Below are 17061 nucleotides of genomic sequence, written 5' to 3'. Positions count from 1 at the left end.
GCATGACCTCCGTCGCCGCCAACAGCATCAGCCACGCCAGCCTCGAACAGGCGGCGCAATGGTACGTGCAGCTCAACGACCAGCAAGTCGGCGAGCAAGAACGTCAGCACTGGCAAGCATGGCTTGCGCAAAGTGGCGAGCATCAGGCCGCCTGGCGTTACGTCGAGCGCGTGGGCCAACGCTTCGCGGCGTTGCAGGACGATCATCCGCACGCCGCCGGCCTGGTGCTGCGCAACACGGCGCGCGCGCCGATCACTCGGCGTCAGACCGTCAAGAGCCTGCTCATTCTGGCCTCGGGCGGTCTGCTGGGCTGGAATGCCTGGCGTGAAACGGCCCTGCCGGACGCCATTGGCCGGTGGACCGCCGACCTCGCGACCGGCACCGGCGAAACCCGCGAGAGCCTGCTCAGCGATGGCAGCCGGATCTGGCTCAACGCCTTGAGTGCGCTGAACGTGCGGTTCGACACCACCCAGCGCTTGTTGCTGCTAAGCGCCGGGGAAGTGTTGATCGACACCGCCAAAGACCGCAGCCGACCGTTTCGGGTGCAGACCGCCCAAGGCACGATGCGCGCACTCGGCACCCGTTTCAGCGTGCGCCAGGAAGCGCAACATACCTTGCTCAATGTCTACCAAGGCGCGGTTGAGGTGCAAATTGCCGAGGGCCAGGTTGAAGTGGTCGAGGCCGGCCGCCAGCTCGCGTTCACCTCAAGCCAGCTGTCGCCCTCCACCGAGGCCGCAGCGGGACGCGAAGCCTGGCGACGCGGTGTGCTGCTGGCGGACAACCTGCCGCTGGGGCAGTTGATCGAAGAATTGAGCCGCTATCGCGCCGGGCATCTGGCCTGCGATCCGAAGATTGCCGGGCTGCCGGTCATGGGTTCGTTCCCGCTCAAGGACACCGACCAGGCCCTGCGCCTGCTGGAAGCCGCGCTGCCGATCCGTGTCGAAAAAACCCTGGCGTGGTGGGTCAACGTCGGCCCGAAAGGGTGAGCCCACGTGGGATGCCGTCGTTCGCTTGTGCCTGTCTCCTGCCGTTCGCGGCGCTGAGTCTGGCGCCGATGCTCGCCCATGCCGAGACCGCCGCGTCACGCGCCTACGCCATCCCCGCCGGTTCGCTGGTCAGCGCACTCAACCGCTTCGCCGAACAGACAGGGATTTTCCTCGCCGGCCACAACGATCTGGCGAGTGACAAGCGCAGCCCGGGCCTGAATGGCGAGTTCACCGAACAACAGGGTCTGCAACGCTTGCTGCAAGGCAGCGGCTTGCAAGCGCAATCCATCGGTAACCGCGGTTATGTGCTCAAAGTTGCCTCGCAAGGTCCGCTGGAACTGGGTGCCACGACTGTTTCCGGCCAGGCACTGGGCGCGATCAGCGAAGACACCCATTCTTACACCACCGGGTCAACGGCTTCGGCCACCGGCCTTGCGCTGACACTACGCGAAACGCCGCAATCGGTGTCCGTCATCACCCGCCAGCAACTCGACGACCAGGGCTCCACCAGCATCGCCGATGCCCTGCGCCGCGTGCCCGGTGTCAGCGTGCAGAACTACGACAGCGAACGCTGGGAGTTTTCCAGTCGCGGCCTGCCCATCACCAACTTCCAATACGACGGCGTCAACACCGATTACGACGGCGTCTACGATTACGGCACCACCAGCACCGACATGGTGACCTTCGACCGCGTCGAAATCATCAAGGGTGCCACCGGGTTGATGAGCGACTCGGGCGACCCTTCGGCCGCCGTCAACCTGATCCGCAAGCGCCCGACGCCGGCGTTCAAAGCCTCCATCACTGGCGCCGTCGGCTCCTGGGACAACTATCGCAGCACGGCCGACATCGCCGGGCCGCTGACCGGGAGCGGCAACGTGCGCGGGCGGTTTGTCGGCGCCTGGCAAGACCGCAGCGCCGTCATGGACAACTACCGCAACACCCGCGACATCGCCTACGGCATCCTTGAAGCCGACTTGACGCCGGACACGTTAATGACCGTAGGCATCGACCAGCAAAACACCCGTTCCCGGGGCGCCAGTTGGACCGGTTTCCCGATGTACAACAACGACGGTTCTCGTACGCGTTTTTCCCGCTCATTCAACCCGGCCACCGACTGGAGCCGGCGGGATTTCACCAACCAGACGCTTTTCGCTGCGGTAGAACAACAACTGGCCGATGGTTGGGCGCTGAAAATCAGCTATGACCGCAAGCACCGCCAGCACGACACCTTTCTCGCCTCGGCCAGCGGCGGCCATCCGGACCCGATCACCGGCAACGGCATGTTCATGTACATGGGCCAGTTCAAGGGCGATCAGGTGCAGGACAACCTCGACGTCAACCTCAGCGGCCCGTTCAACTTGCTGGGACGCGAGCATGAGTTGATCGCGGGCTTCATGGCGATGAACACCCGCCAGGACATCCCGGTGCACGGCTCGATCTACCCGCCGCTGGACGGCAGTATTTACGACTGGCGCGGCGAGTTCGCGAAGCCGCAGATTCCCAAGGTCGGCGACAACGACATCGCCCAGCGGCAGACAGGTGCCTACCTGGCCGCACGATTCAAGCCGACCGACGATTTGTCGGTGATCCTCGGTGCCCGGGTCAGTCAATTCAAGGCCCATGACGACCTCGACTACAGCGACCCGAACACCTTGGATGTGCGCGACAGCTACCGTCAGACCGGCGTCGTCACGCCCTATGCCGGAGTGGTCTACGACCTCGACGACACCTGGTCGCTGTACACCAGTTACACCAGCATCTATCAGCCGCAAATGAGCAAGGACGCCCAACGCAAACTGCTCGACCCGGTGCAAGGCGACAGCTACGAAGCCGGGCTCAAGGCCGAATACTTCGGTGGACGCCTGAACGCCAGTGTCGCCGTGTTCCGCATCGAGCAGGACAACGTCGCCGAGTACGTCAGCGGCGTCGAGAGCGAGTCGGTGTACCGCCCCGTCCAGGGCGCGACCACCCAGGGTTTTGAGTTCGAACTGGCCGGCGAAGTGCTGGACGGCTGGAATCTGTCCGCCGGTTACACCTACAACCGCACCCGCGACGGCGCGGGTGAATATGTCTACGGCTCGATCCTGCAAACGACGGCGCCGGAACAGGTTGTACGCGTGTTCAGCACTTATCGACTGTCTGGAGCCTTGGAAAAACTCACCGTCGGCGGCGGCGTGAACTGGCAGAGCGAATTCTTCGGCAACGTGTTCCAGCCCGACCCGAATGACCGGGTCAATTTCGGCCACGACTCGAAGATCACCCAGGACAGTTACGCCCTGATCGACGTCATGGCGCGGTACCGCTTCAACGATCACCTGAGCACCACGCTCAACGTGAAAAACCTGTTCGACAAGACCTACTACACCGGGCTTGGCAACTTCGGCACCGGGTTCTACGGCGAACCGCGCAGCCTGCAACTGACCACGCGCTGGGATTTCTGATCGGCAATTCGCCCCGGAGCTAATACACTCCAACGCTGACCAGCCGAGGAATCGACGATGAAGCCCACCGCTGCCAAAGACCCGGACAAGGCCCCGCGCTTCTGGCGCGACGACGCCCTGCCCTTCATCGAGGCCCGCGCCATCGCCGACGGCCGCGAAGTCTGCTACACCCGGCACGCGCATGAGCACTTTTCCATCGGTGCGATCACTGCCGGGCGCAGTACCTATATCCATGAACAATCAGAATTCGAAGTCAGCGCCGGGACGGTGGTGTTGATGAATCCGGGCGACGTTCATGCCTGCAATCCCATCGATGATCAGCCGTGGTCGTACCTGATGTTGTACGTCGAAACGCCGTGGCTGACTGATCTGCAGCATCAGCTCGGGTTTGGCAGTGATCTGGCGTTTCGGCGGTTCTGCGTCACCCACAACCAAGACGCCAGCCTGTTCGCCGGGCTGACGGCGTTGTACGAAATACTCGTCGACGGCGAGCAAGACGTCCTGCGTAAACACAGCGCGGCGGTGGAGTTTTTCACCGAGGTGCAACAACGGCTCAACCCCGGCGATCAGCCGCTGCGCGAACCCAACTTCAAACTGGAACGCGCGGCGGAGTACATCCGCGACAACTGCACGCAACAGCTCAAACTGGAAGACATATGCGAGGCCGCGCAGCTGTCGCCGTCGTACCTGATCCGCGCCTTCAAACAGCATTACGGCATGACGCCCCACGCTTTTCTGGTCAACCGGCGCATCCAGTTCGCCCGGGAGCGCCTGCGCAGCGGCAAACTGATCGCTGATGTGGCGCTGGAGGCAGGGTTTGCCGATCAGGCGCATTTTCAACGGGCGTTTAAACAGCATCTGGCGGCGACGCCGGGGCAGTATCGGGGTTGAGGCCGACTGCCCCTCGCCGGTTTGCACATACTGTGGTGAGGGGATTTATCCCCGTTCGGCGGCGAAGCCGTCGCAAAACCTGAGTGTGCGGTTTACCTGAAACATGCTGGGGGCCGCTTCGCAGCCCAACGGGGATAAATCCCCTCACCACAAAAGCGGTGTGATTCGCGGTTAAGGCATTAATAAATAAACCGCGCTCAACGCCAACAACCCCGCCATCACCCGGTTAAACAATCGCATACCCGCCGGGTTGTTCAAATACCCCCGCAAAAACGTCCCGGCGTACGCCCAGCAGCCAACCGACAGGTAGCAGATCACCAGATACACCGCCGCAAACTGCCAGACCAACCGCGCCTCGCCATCGGCGACAAACGCACCCATGCCGGCGACGCAGGCCAGCCAGGCTTTCGGGTTGAGCCATTGCATCACCGCACCGTAAAGCATCGACGGTGCGCGTGCTGAATCCCTGGCATCAAGCTGACCGTTATCCGCCGCCAGTTTCCACGCCATGAACAACAAAAACGCCACCCCGGCCAGTTGCACCACGCGCGTCAGCGCCGGCCACACCTGCAACACCTCATGCAAGCCCAGCCCCATCAACACCAGCAACAACACAAAACCCAGCGTCGCCCCGGCCACATGCCGCTGACTGGCGCGAAAGCCGAACTGCGCGCCAGCACTCAGCGCCACAATGTTCACCGGCCCCGGGGTGATTGACGCTACCAACGCAAACGCCGCCATCGAAATAATCAGACTCATCGCAGACCTTCTTCAATTCAGTTGAACCAGGGGTCACGTTAAGGCGCCGTCCGCTCCCCGTATTGAAGAAAACTGCCCTGTTAAACACTTACCCCTGTGGGAGCGGGCCTGTGGTGAGGGGATTTATCCCCGTTGGGTCGCGAAGCGGCCCCTAAACCTATAAGCCACGGTCATCGAATGCGACTGCATCGCAATCGAACGGGGATAAATCCCCTCACCACAAGCTCGCTCCTACAGGGGTCGTGGTTGCCTCAGGAATACGCGCCGACCACCCGCTTCACTTTGATCAATGCGTCTTTCAGCGAAGCCATGTCCACCGACCCCAGCGCCAAGCGGATCGCGTGCGGTACGTGGGTTGACGTGGCAAAAGGTTCGGCAGTGGAAACGGCCACCTGTTCGTGCATCAACGCAATGGCGATCTGGTCCGCCCGGGCGTCTTCCGCCAGCGGCAGCCACAAAAAGTACGAAGAAGGGTGAGTCATGCAGCGCAGTCCTTTCAACAGTTCGGCGGCCATGGATTGTCGAGCCTGGGCGTCGGCGCGTTTTTGCGCTTCGAGCTGGCTGACGGTGCCGTCGTCGAGCCAGGCGCAGGCGATGGCGGTCATGATTCCCGGGGTGTTCCAGGTGGTGGCGCGAATCGCCCGTTCGAGGGCGGGCACCTTCTCGACCGGGGCGGCGACGAAGCCGACGCGCAGTCCCGTGGCGATGTTCTTGGAGAACCCCGACACGTAGACGGTTCGTTCCGGCGCCATGTCGGCCAACGGGGCCGGGGCGTTTTCAACGAGGAACGCGTAGGCGGCGTCTTCAATGATCAGCAGGTCATGCTGGCGCGCAATCGCTACCAACCGCTGACGCCATGGCGCGTCCATCACCCAGCCCAACGGGTTATGCAGGGTCGGCATGGTGTAAACGGCCCGCACCGAGCGGCGCCGGCAAAGCGCGTCGAACGCATCGAGATCCGGCCCGGTGTCCGTGACGGGAATCGGCACGATTTCCAGGTGCAGCGATTCGGCCAGCACCTTGAACCCGGTGTAGGTCAGCGCATCCGCCGCGATCACATCGCCGGGATTCAGCAAGGCCATCATCGTCACCGCCAAGCCATGCTGAGCACCGCTGACGATCAACAGCTGCTCGGCCTGCACGCTTAAGCCGCGTGAAAGCAGATGGTTGGCAATCGATGCCCGCTCATGCAGGCGGCCGGCATGGGGCTGGTAGCGCAGATGGGATTCGAGGTCGCCGGACAATGCCAGCTGGCGCAAAGCGGTTCGCAACAGATCGGCCTGACCGGGCAGCGACGGGTAGTTGAAGTTGAGGTCGGTCATGCCCACGGCGACCACGTGCTGACTGACGCCCTGGCCGGGTGGCAGCGACGTCTCGCGGACGAACGTGCCGCGCCCGGTTTCGCCACTGACCAGGCCCATCGCTTCAAGCTCGGCGTACACCCGGCTGGCGGTGACCAGCGCCAACCCCTGCTCAGCGGCGAGCTGACGATGAGTCGGCAGGCGCGTACCGGGCGCTAAACGTCCCGAGCGAATGTCGGCGGCGAAGGTATCGACCAGCGTTTTGTAGCGCAAACGAGGCATCGGGCGATGTATCCATGACAATTTTTTGATTGTCACAATAGTCGGTCATAGGATGCGCTCAAGGCAACCCGCCGCATCAACCCTCAGTCGAGTAACCCGCATGGAAGACGTATCGAACCTGCACAGCCAGCCCCGGGAAAAAGCCACCAGCGGCTGGATCAACGGGCTGATCGGCGTGCTGATCTTCAGCGGCTCGCTGCCGGCCACGCGGGTGGCGGTCATGGAATTCGACCCGGTGTTCCTGACCGTCGCGCGCGCAAGCATCGCCGGGGTGCTGGCGCTGTGCTTGCTGGTGCTGTTCAAGGAAAAACGCCCGACGCGCCATCAACTGCTGCCACTGATCATCGTCGCCATGGGCGTGGTGGTCGGGTTCCCGCTGCTGACGGCGCTGGCCCTGCAGTACGTGACCTCGGCGCATTCCATTGTCTTCATCGGTCTGCTGCCGCTGGCCACGGCGGTGTTCGGCGTGGTGCGCGGCGGCGAACGTCCGCGCCCGGCGTTCTGGTTGTTCTCGGTGCTGGGCAGTTTGCTGGTGTCAGGCTATGCCGTTTCCCAGGGCCTGACGGCTTCGCCGCAAGGCGACATGCTGATGTTGCTGGCCGTTCTGGCGTGCGGGCTCGGTTATGCCGAAGGGGCGAAACTGTCGCGGACACTGGGCGGCTGGCAGGTGATTTCCTGGGCGTTAGTGCTAGCTCTGCCGGTGATGGCGCTGCTGAGCGCGTGGCGCGCACCCGTTTCGTTCGCCGGGATCAGCACACCGGCGTGGTTCAGCCTGGGCTATGTCTCGCTGTTCAGCATGTTGATCGGGTTTGTGTTCTGGTATCGCGGACTGGCGCAGGGCGGTATTGCAGCGGTTGGGCAACTGCAACTGCTGCAACCGTTTTTCGGCTTGGCGCTGGCGGCGGGGTTGCTGCATGAGCAGGTCAGCCTTGGGATGCTGGCGGTGACGGTGGCGGTGATTCTGTGCGTGGCGGGTGCGAGGAAGTTTTCAAAATAGTTGATGACAGATCTGCGGTGTTTACAAAAGATCGACACTCCCTCAATCCTGTAGGAGCCGGCTTGCTGGCGATAGCGGTGGGTCCGTCCATCGGTTATAGCCTGAACGGACGCCATCGCCAGCAAGCCGGCTCCTACCGTTGAGCAATGTCATGGCCCGGTACCGGGTCAGTATTCGGCGCCGACTGTACGGGTCAAGCCGCACGGCACCTGTGATAGAAATATCGCTCTCGTCACTGGAGCCGATCATGGACCTCGCCACCCTCAGCCTCTTCCTCCCGGCCTGCTTCGCCCTGAACATGGCCCCCGGTCCGAACAATTTGCTGTCGGTCAGCAACTCGACGCGCTATGGCTATCGCACCGCCTGCGTGGCGGGGATCGGTCGGCTGCTGGCGTTCGCGGGGATGATCGCCCTCGCCTCGGCAGGGCTGGCGGTGGTGCTGCAAACGTCGGAGTGGTTGTTCTATGGAATAAAAATTGTCGGCGCGGCGTACCTGTTCTACCTCGCGTGGCAATTGTGGCGTGCGGATCCGGGGACAGAGAGCACTGTGACTGGCGCGCCCGCGGGGATCCTGACCCTGGCGCGACAAGAGTTCCTGGTAGCTGCCGGCAATCCGAAAGCGATCCTGGTTTTCACCGCGTTTCTGCCGCAGTTCATTGATCCGGGCCATCCCGTGACGCCACAGTTCGCGGTGCTGGGCGCGCTGTTCCTGATGCTGGAATGGATCGCCATCGGCGCTTACGCCTACATGGGCCTGCACATGCGCCGCTGGTTCAGCCAACCTCGGGGCAAGCGGATTTTCAACCGGTGCTGCGCGGGGTTGTTGTCGGCGGCGGCGTCGGTGTTACTGATGGCGCGGCGTGCCTGAGGATTATGCCGCCGTTGACCGGATCGTCGTAGGAGCTGCCGAAGGCTGCGATCTTTTGATCTTGATTGCCCCAAAGGATCAAAGTCAAAAGATCGCAGCCTTCGGCAGCTCCTACGAGTTCCCTGTCGATTTTTCGGTGGAGGCGTGAAGCAACGCGCCCTATGCTCAAGCCATGAACCTACAAAACACGATGCTTCCGCCCCACGCCGAGATGGTTCGCGCCATGCTCGAACGCGACACCGCCTACGAGGGGGTGTTTTTTACTGCGGTCAAGACTACCGGCATTTTCTGCCGTCCGAGTTGCACGGCGCGCAAGCCGAAACCGGAGAACGTCGAGTTTTTCGCCCACGCCGATGAATGCATGTCGGCCGGATACCGCGCCTGCCTGCGTTGCAAACCGCTGGACGCCGCCGCCATCGCGCCGGACTGGGTGCAGACGCTGCTCACATCGGTCGACGCCGATCCCGAACGGCGCTGGACCGACGCCGATTTGCTGGCCGCGGGCATCGAACCGCTGACACTGCGACGCTGGTTCAAACAGCATTTCGGCATGACCTTCCACGCGTGGCTGCGCACCCGACGCCTGGGCATGGCGCTGGGCGGGATCAGGCAGGGCGATTCCATCGACGACGCCGCGTTCGATTCGGGTTACGAATCCCTCAGCGGTTTTCGCGATGCCTTTCAAAAATCCTTCCACATTACCCCCGGCCGCGCGGCCAACAGCGAGCCCTTGCTGTTCACGCGCCTGACCACGCCGCTGGGGCCGATGATTGCCATGGCCGAACGGCGCGGGCTGGTGCTGCTGGAGTTTCTTGACCGGCCGGCGCTGACCCGTGAAGTTGAAGCCCTGCAGAGCCGTCATGGCTATGCGGTCGCGCCAGGCCACAACGCGCATTTGCGGCAAATTGAACAAGAGCTGGCGCAGTATTTCGCCGGCAAACTGACTGAATTCAACGTGCCGCTGTATATGCCCGGCAGCGAGTTCTCCCGGCAAGTCTGGGCCGAGCTGGCGAAAATCCCCTATGGCCAGACCTGCACCTACGGCTCCATTGCCGCCCTGCTGGGCAAGCCCGGCGCCAGTCGTGCGGTGGGGCTGGCCAACGGGCATAACCGGATTTCAATCGTGGTGCCCTGCCATCGGGTGATCGGCGCGGACGGTTCGTTGACCGGCTATGGCGGAGGGCAGCCGCGCAAGGCGTTTTTGCTCCGACTGGAAAAAGCCGCGGTTCAACTCACCGAGCCCCTGCCCTTTTGAACACGATGCCCGACACCTACCGCACTGCCAGCGAATTTCTATCGTCCATCGACGACGACTGGCAGCGCCACATCGCCGCCATCGGCCCCTGCCTGCATCAACCGCACGCGGCTCGCGATCCCTATGAGTCGCTGGTGCGGGCGATTGCCTATCAACAACTGCACGCCAAGGCCGGGGACGCGATTATCGGGCGGCTGCTGGCGTTGTTTCCATCGCAGGCGTTTCCCCGGCCCGAGCAGATGGTGGCAACCGGGTTTGATCAATTGCGCAGCTGCGGTTTTTCCGGCAGCAAGATCGCGACCCTTCAGGGCATTGCCCAGGCGACGCTGGATGGCGTGGTCCCGGATTACGCGACGGCGCTGGCGATGGACGATGAGGCGTTGATCGAGCGATTGATTACCTTGCGCGGAGTCGGTCGCTGGACCGTGGAGATGTTGCTGATTTACAGCCTGGAGCGGCCGGATATTCTGCCGGCCGATGACTTCGGGGTGCGCGAGGGCTATCGGCGACTGAAGGGGTTGGAGGTGCAGCCGACGCGCAGGCAGATGGCGGAGATCGGGTTGGCGTGGAGTCCGTATCGGACCGTCGCGTCCTGGTATTTGTGGCGGGTGCCCAGCCGGTAGACCGCGTCGCCTTCATCGCGAGCAGGCTCGCTCCCACAGGTACAGTGGCTGTTCGGCTCTCAATGGCAAAAAAACACCGGCATCGTTTCTTTTTCACCACGCAGTTCCCTTTTGCGTTTTTCGTTCGGTTAACCCTCAGAAGCCTTTCATTTACCGAACGATTCGAAACAAAGGGATCTCCATGTCGCACCCACTTGCCGCGCGTTTCCGTTTTGCTCTGCGTCCCTTGGCACTGGCCCTTCCGGCCGCGCTGCTGAGTTTTGCCTCCACCGCCCAGGCCGCTGAAACGGCCGGCAGCAAACCCGTCTCGAAGAACACTGACGTGCTGCAACTGGATGCGACCAACATTTCTACCCAGGCCTTGGGCGAAACCACCGAGGACACCCATTCCTACACCACCGGCACCACGTCTTCGGCCACCGGCCTGGCCTTGTCTCCCCGTGAAACCCCGCAATCGGTCACCGTGGTGACGCGTCAGCAGATGGACGATCGGGGCGTGCAGAGCGTCAGCGATGCGTTGCGCAATACCCCCGGCGTCTCGACGCAAAAGTACGACAGTGACCGTACCGAGTTTTCCGCCCGTGGCTTTGCCATTACCAACTTCCAGTACGACGGAGTTAACCAGCCCTACGACGGTGTTTACGGTGAAAACCCGAACAACAGCGACGACGCCGCCAGCCTCGACCGCATCGAGGTGATCAAGGGCGCGACCGGCCTGATGACCGGTTCGGGCGACCCCTCCGCCACCGTCAACCTGATCCGCAAGAAACCGACCAAGGAATTCAAGGCATCGATCAGCGGCACCGTCGGTTCGTGGGACAGCTACCGCACCACCGGCGACATTTCCGGTTCGCTGAATGACACCGGCAGCGTCCGCGGTCGCTTTGTGGGCTCGTACCAGGACAAAAACTCGTACATCGATCACTACAGCCAGAAAAAAGACCTGTTCTACGGCATCCTCGAAGCCGACCTGAGCGACGACACGTTGCTGACGTTCGGCATCGACAAGTCCAGTGCCACCCCGCGCGGCAGCTCCTGGACCGGCAACGCCGTGTACTTTGCCGATGGCGGCCGCACCGATTTCTCGCGCAGTTTCAACCCGGGCGCCGACTGGAGCCGTCGCGATTTCGACTCGGTCACCTACTTCACATCGCTGGAGCAGGCGCTGGCCAATGACTGGAAACTCAAGGTCAATCTCGACCAGAAAACCACCGATCACGATACGCGCCTGGCCTCGGCCAGCGGCGGCGCACCGGACCGGGCCACCGGTGAAGGCATGTTCCTTTACTGGGGTCGCTGGGAAGGCCATCGCGTGCAGAACACCGCCGACGTTAACGTCTCCGGGCCGTTCTCCCTCGGTGGTCGCGAGCATGAACTGGTGGCCGGTTTCATGACGTCCCATGCACGCCAGACCGGGGCGACGTTCGATAGCGTGATCCCTGGCGCGGGCGGTGTGCCGGGCAGCATTTACGACTGGAACGGCGATCTGCCGGAGCAGGACTTCCCGAAAAACGGCAAGTATGAACGCACCACCAGCCAGAACGGCGCGTATCTGGCCACGCGTCTGCGGCCGACCGATGACCTGTCGATCATCCTCGGCACCCGCGTGAGCACCTTCAAGTACAACGAGGATTACAGTTATTACCCTGGTGCCGGGCTGGGCGACACCCACGCCAGTTACAAGGAACACGGTGTCGTCACCCCTTACGCCGGTGTGGTGTATGACCTGAACGACACCTACTCGGTGTATGCCAGCTACACCAACATCTACCAGCCACAGATCTACAAGGATGCGTCGGGTTCGACCCTCAAGCCGGTTGAAGGCGACAGCTACGAGACCGGCCTGAAAGCGGCGTACCTGGACGGCAAACTCAACGCCAGCCTGGCCTTCTTCCGCGTCGAGCAGGACAACGTTGCGCAATACCTGACCACCGATGCCACCGGGCAGGACGTGTACGACGCCATCCCGGGCGCGACCACCAAAGGCGTGGAACTGGAGCTGGCGGGTGAACTGTCCGAAGGCTGGAACCTGTCGGCCGGCTACACCTATGCGCGCACTCGCGACAAGGACGAGCAGCGGATCTACGGTTTCCCGCTGGCCACGACCAAACCGGAACACGTCGTGCGCACGTTCACCACCTACCGCCTGCCCGGCGCGCTGGACAAAGTCACCGTCGGCGGCGGCGTCAGCTGGCAGAGCGCGTTCTACGGCCAGAGCTTCAGCCCGGTCGAAGGCAGCACCTCGCTCAAGCAAGGCGGCTACACCCTCGTCGACCTGATGACCCGTTATCAGTACAACGAACACCTGAGCTTCACCGCCAACGCCAACAACGTCTTCGACAAGAAATACCTGACGGGGCTGGGCAACTTCGGCACCACGTTCTACGGCGAACCGCGCAACTTGATGCTGACCACCAAGTGGGATTTTTGAGTTGATGTGACACATGCCTATGGCGAGTGGAGTTACTGTGGCAAGGGGGTGCCTGTGGTGAGGGGATTTATCCCCGTTGGGTCGCGCAGCGGCCCCCAAAAAAGGGTCTGCTGCGCAGCCCAACGGGGATAAATCCCCTCACCACATTAAATCCCTTGGCCACATTAAATCCCTTGTCCACTGTGAATCCCTTGTCCACTGTGAATCCCTTGGCCACTGAAAATCCCTGGCCGCAGGGTAATCACTGCTCAGTCCACCCCATTCACAGTCTTTGACAGTTTCCCGACAAAGCTTTCAAAGATTGCCCGCCGCCACCCGCCTAGCATGGGCGCATCCATTATCCCCTCGGGTGCTCTCATGCTTCGTTCGCTGTGTCTGTCGTTGACTTCCTGCTGTCTGTTCCTCCCTTCCGATTCCGTGCATGCCGAAGACTGGCGCTACAGCCTGCGGGCTGGTGCGGCCAGTGTGCCGCGTTACAGCGGCAGCGATGAGCGCGTGGTGGCGCCGCTGCTGGACGGCGAAATCGTCAGCCCCTACGGCTTTTTCCTCGACAGCGAAAAGGGTCTGGGCTGGGCATTCGACGAGGACGACTTCGGCCTCAGCGTGTACATCGGCGCAAGTGACACGCGCAAGGATCGCAAGACCGGTTTCAAAGGCTCGGACGACCTGAACGGCATGGGCTCGATCAAATCGCGGCCGGTGCTGGGGCTCGACGGCACGTATCACATGGGGCCGATCATTCTCGGTGCGAGTTATGAACACGCACTGGAAGAGGACGATGAAGCTCACGACACCGGCTCAGCATGGAATCGCTTGAAGCTGAGTATCAGCGCGCCCTTTTACGAGGGTGACTATGGCAAGGTCGTCGGCGGCCTCAACAGTCAGTTCGGCGACAGCAACTACATGCGCACCTGGTATGGCGTCAGTGCCGGGCAGGCGTCGCGCAGTCAGTTCCGCGCCTATGACACTAAGGGTGGGCTGGTCAGTCGGGGCGCTGACCTGACCTGGTCGTTGCCGATCAATGATCACTGGAGCGTGTCGACGGTGCTGGCGGTGCAGTACCTGGGCAAAGAAGCGGCGGACAGCCCGATAGTCGAGCAGCGGATGCAGACGTCGGTGGCTGGGCAGGTGGTTTACAACTTTTAGTCTGCGGTGACGCACATGGCGCCATCGCGGGCAAGCCCGCTCCCACAGGGTATTCGCGAATCCTGTGGGAGCGGGCTTGCCCGCGATGGCGTCCACATGAACAACACCGATCTAATCCTGATGCGCCCAAGTCATGCGAAACGAGGCCCCGCCCCACGGCGAATCCGTGACTTCGACTTGCCCGCCATGGGACTGCGACACCCGCCGCACCAACGCCAACCCCAAGCCGAAACCACCCGTGCGGCGGTCGCGGCTGGCGTCCAGGCGCGAGAACGGCTCGAAGATCTTCTCCCGCCCGGCCACCGGCACACCCGGCCCATCGTCGTTGACCTGCACTTCGTACTGATCACCGGCTCGCACCAACGACACTTCGACCCGCTGATCGGCATAACGGATGGCATTGCGCAGCAGGTTGATCACCGCCCGCGCCATGAATCGCGGTTCGATGCGCACTTCATCAACCCGGCACTCGACAATCAGCAGCTGCACGCCGGCCGCCTCGGCTTCCAGCGCCACACTGCCGACCACGCTGTCCAGCCAACTGGTGGCCTGAATATTCTCGCGGGTGATCACCGTGGCGCCGCGTTCGAGGCTGGCGTAAGTCAACAACTCCGAGACCATCTCCTCCAATTCACCGAGGTCGGCGTACATGTCGGCAATCAGTTCACGGCGCTGGGCCGGATCGGGGTGTTGCTTGAGCTGGTCCAGCTCGAACGACAGCCGCGCAATCGGTGTGCGCAATTCATGGGACACCGCGTTGGTCAGCTCGCGCTGATTGGCGATCAGGCCTTCGATGCGCGCGGCCATCAGGTTGAAGTGCCCGGACAGGTCGCGGATGTTCGAGCGTTTGGACAGCTGGATACGCGACGACAGGTCGTTGTCGCCGAAACGCTCGGCGGCCAGGCGCAGCTTCTCCAGATCCCGCCAGTGCGGGCGCACCCAGAAAATCAATACCAGCCCCATCATCAACGCAATCGTCAGGTAGGCCGCCGCAATGTAGAACGGCATCAGGCTCGGCTCGGCCGGCAGTTTGATACTGAGTAACTGCGAACCGTCGTCGATGCGCGAGATGAATTGCGTGTATTTATCGCGAAGCACCAGCAGGCCCTGGGCCAACTCGGCGTTCTCCTGATCAGTCAGCGACAGTTGATCGGACTCGACCAGGCTGAGACCCAGGCCATAGTGGGGACGCACGGCGGCCAATTGCCGTTCCCGGGCCGCGCCGTCCAGGCCGCGCAACTGCTCCACCAGCGACCACGCCTGCCCGCGCACCGCCTCGCGGTTGTAACTCTGCATCTGACCGGCGAGAAGCGCATCGAAAGCGCGCTCGACCGTTTGCAGACCCAAGACCAGGCCAACCGTCATCATCAGAAACAGCCCGAGAAATAACCGCAGCATCTACAGCTCCCACGCGAACGGATTGAACAGGTAACCCTTGCCCCAGATGGTCTTGATGCACACCGGTTCGCGCGGGTTATCGTTGAGCTTGCTGCGCAATTTGCTGATGTAGACATCGACACTGCGGTTGAGCCCGTCGAACGCGATGCCGCGCATGCGGTTGAGGATGTCGTCGCGGGACAAAATCTTGCCCGCTGCGCTGGCCAGCAACCACAGCAATTCAAACTCCATGGTGGTCAACTCAATGCCCTCGCCCGCCAGCCGCACTTCGCGGCAACTGCGGTCAATGCTCAACTGGCCGAATTCAAGGGCGCTGCACACGCTGCTGTCCGGCACCTGACGGCGTTGCAAGGCGCGCAGGCGAGCGAGCAGCACTGGCGGCTTGATCGGCTTGATCACATAGTCATCGGCGCCGGATTCCAGGCCGAGGATGTGATCGAGGTCGTCTTCCTTGGCCGTGAGAATGACGATGGGCGTGTCGGACACGCTGCGGATCTCGCGGCACACGTGCAGGCCGCTCTGACCCGGCAACATCAGGTCGAGCACGACGACTTTCGGTTTGAAATCCAGAAACGCGGCCAACGCGAGGTCGCCGCGATGCACCTGCAACACCTCAAAACCATGTTGAGACAGGAAGTGCGCGATCAGCCCGGCGAGCTTTTCGTCGTCTTCCACCAGCAATACTTTGCCAAAACCCAGGTTATCCATTACGAACGTCTGCCAGCCCTTGCGTGAAGTGGGCGGCATTATGGCGCCAATCGGTCAAGGGACGGCTATCGCAGACAGCAAAAACCGGCCACTTGGGCCGGTTTTCAGCGATGTTTCATACTCTTAAGAGTTTTTAACAATTCAGACGGAAAAGATCGCAGCCTTCGGCAGCTCCTACAGTGGAACGGTGTGCACCCGTAGGAGCTGCCGAGTGAAACGAGGCTGCGATCCTTTGATCTTCACGCCGCCGCTGGCACGCCGCTGTGAAAACGAAATTCCACATCCGGCGACTCGATCAGCTCCTGCTCTGCAGCGCGGACCCGGTCAATCACCTGGGCAATGTCCTTGGCGTCCCCATACTGATAGGCCAGCTTCAGGTAACCCTGGAAATGCCGCGCCTCGCTTTTCAGCAGGCCGAAATAGAACTTGCCCAGTTCTTCGTCCAGGTGCGGCACCAGCGCCTCGAAACGCTCGCAACTGCGGGCCTCGATGAACGCGCCGACCACCAGCGTATCCACCAGTTTCACCGGTTCGTGGCTGCGCACCACTTTGCGCAGGCCCGAGGCGTAGCGCCCGGCGGACAGCTGCCGCAGTTCGATCTTGCGCTTTTTCATCAGGCGCATGACTTGCTCGTGGTGCACCAGCTCTTCCCGGGCCAGGCGCGACATCAGGTTGATCAGGTCGACGTGGGAGTGGTACTTGGCGATCAGGCTCAATGCCGTGCTGGCCGCCTTGAATTCGCAGTTCTTGTGGTCGATCAGCAAAGTGTCCTGATCGGCCAGCGCAGCCTGGACCCAGCCATCGGGGGTGCGGCAACCGAGGAACTCGTGAATTTCGGGAAGGATCATGGGGCTCACGGACAGATAGGTTAAAACGAAGGGCGCCGATTATACCGGCCCACCGCCAGACCACCAGTCGCGACCGTTGATATGCATCAACTCCCCGGTTGCCGGGCAGCAACTATAGTTGTGCAAC

15 protein-coding genes are annotated in these 17061 nt (G+C 62.2%); 10 read left to right on the top strand and 5 right to left on the bottom strand.

Annotated elements, in window-relative coordinates:
- Positions 1-2: 2 nt before the first annotated feature.
- From F8N62_RS09310 to F8N62_RS09300, 3 genes are read left to right on the top strand one after another with little or no spacing between them, the layout of a single operon-like run.
- Positions 3-986 carry a FecR domain-containing protein gene (locus F8N62_RS09310; protein ID WP_150710687.1) on the top strand — a complete coding sequence of 328 codons (984 nt, stop codon included), beginning with the start codon at positions 3-5 and terminating at the stop codon, positions 984-986.
- An 11-nt stretch (positions 987-997) separates the two neighbouring features.
- Complete coding sequence (locus tag F8N62_RS09305) at positions 998-3427, top strand: TonB-dependent siderophore receptor (protein WP_150710686.1); 2430 nt, start codon at positions 998-1000, stop codon at positions 3425-3427.
- 57 nt (positions 3428-3484) lie between these two features.
- Positions 3485-4318, top strand: a complete 834-nt coding sequence (locus tag F8N62_RS09300; RefSeq protein WP_150710685.1) for a helix-turn-helix transcriptional regulator — start codon at positions 3485-3487, stop codon at positions 4316-4318.
- A 171-nt stretch (positions 4319-4489) separates the two neighbouring features.
- On the opposite strand, the gene F8N62_RS09295 is transcribed toward F8N62_RS09300, so the two are convergent.
- Together F8N62_RS09295 and F8N62_RS09290 are read right to left on the bottom strand one after the other, a co-directional pair.
- Positions 4490-5077, bottom strand: coding sequence for a LysE family translocator (locus F8N62_RS09295; RefSeq protein ID WP_150710684.1), 588 nt, complete (start codon positions 5075-5077; stop codon positions 4490-4492).
- Positions 5078-5328: 251 nt separating this feature from the next.
- Positions 5329-6660: a PLP-dependent aminotransferase family protein gene (locus F8N62_RS09290; protein ID WP_150710683.1), complete on the bottom strand. Its 1332-nt coding sequence runs from the start codon at positions 6658-6660 to the stop codon at positions 5329-5331.
- Positions 6661-6760: 100 nt separating this feature from the next.
- Here F8N62_RS09290 and F8N62_RS09285 point away from each other — a divergent pair, with 100 nt between their 5' ends.
- The 7 genes from F8N62_RS09285 to F8N62_RS09260 all read left to right on the top strand — a co-directional run bounded on the left by F8N62_RS09285 (position 6761) and on the right by F8N62_RS09260 (position 13980).
- Positions 6761-7657, top strand: coding sequence for a DMT family transporter (locus F8N62_RS09285; RefSeq protein ID WP_150710682.1), 897 nt, complete (start codon positions 6761-6763; stop codon positions 7655-7657).
- A 247-nt stretch (positions 7658-7904) separates the two neighbouring features.
- Positions 7905-8525 (top strand): LysE family translocator, encoded by a 621-nt coding sequence (locus tag F8N62_RS09280; RefSeq protein WP_150710681.1) that lies wholly within the window; start codon positions 7905-7907, stop codon positions 8523-8525.
- Positions 8518-8673, top strand: a complete 156-nt coding sequence (locus F8N62_RS31500; RefSeq protein WP_191632365.1) for a hypothetical protein — start codon at positions 8518-8520, stop codon at positions 8671-8673. Before F8N62_RS09280 ends, F8N62_RS31500 begins: the two co-directional genes overlap by 8 nt.
- 24 nt (positions 8674-8697) lie before the next feature.
- Complete coding sequence (locus F8N62_RS32145; protein ID WP_150710680.1) at positions 8698-9780, top strand: bifunctional transcriptional activator/DNA repair enzyme AdaA; 1083 nt, start codon at positions 8698-8700, stop codon at positions 9778-9780.
- 5 nt (positions 9781-9785) lie between these two features.
- Positions 9786-10403: a DNA-3-methyladenine glycosylase family protein gene (locus tag F8N62_RS09270; RefSeq protein ID WP_150710679.1), complete on the top strand. Its 618-nt coding sequence runs from the start codon at positions 9786-9788 to the stop codon at positions 10401-10403.
- A gap of 181 nt (positions 10404-10584) precedes the next feature.
- On the top strand, positions 10585-12834 hold the full coding sequence (locus tag F8N62_RS09265; protein ID WP_150710678.1) for a TonB-dependent siderophore receptor: 2250 nt from the start codon (positions 10585-10587) through the stop codon (positions 12832-12834).
- Between the two features lie 357 nt (positions 12835-13191).
- Complete coding sequence (locus tag F8N62_RS09260) at positions 13192-13980, top strand: MipA/OmpV family protein (protein ID WP_150710677.1); 789 nt, start codon at positions 13192-13194, stop codon at positions 13978-13980.
- A gap of 111 nt (positions 13981-14091) precedes the next feature.
- On the opposite strand, the gene F8N62_RS09255 is transcribed toward F8N62_RS09260, so the two are convergent.
- From F8N62_RS09255 to F8N62_RS09245, 3 genes are all read right to left on the bottom strand, one after another.
- On the bottom strand, positions 14092-15378 hold the full coding sequence (locus F8N62_RS09255; protein WP_150710676.1) for an ATP-binding protein: 1287 nt from the start codon (positions 15376-15378) through the stop codon (positions 14092-14094).
- Complete coding sequence (locus F8N62_RS09250) at positions 15379-16086, bottom strand: winged helix-turn-helix domain-containing protein (protein WP_150710839.1); 708 nt, start codon at positions 16084-16086, stop codon at positions 15379-15381.
- 239 nt (positions 16087-16325) lie between these two features.
- Complete coding sequence (locus tag F8N62_RS09245) at positions 16326-16934, bottom strand: tRNA-(ms[2]io[6]A)-hydroxylase (protein ID WP_150710675.1); 609 nt, start codon at positions 16932-16934, stop codon at positions 16326-16328.
- Between the last annotated feature and the right edge of the window lie 127 nt (positions 16935-17061).

The organism is Pseudomonas fluorescens (assembly GCF_902497785.1).
Lineage (GTDB): Bacteria > Pseudomonadota > Gammaproteobacteria > Pseudomonadales > Pseudomonadaceae > Aquipseudomonas > Aquipseudomonas fluorescens_BO.
Note: the sequence above shows the minus strand (reverse complement) of the source record. Positions and strands in the feature narration are given on the sequence as shown.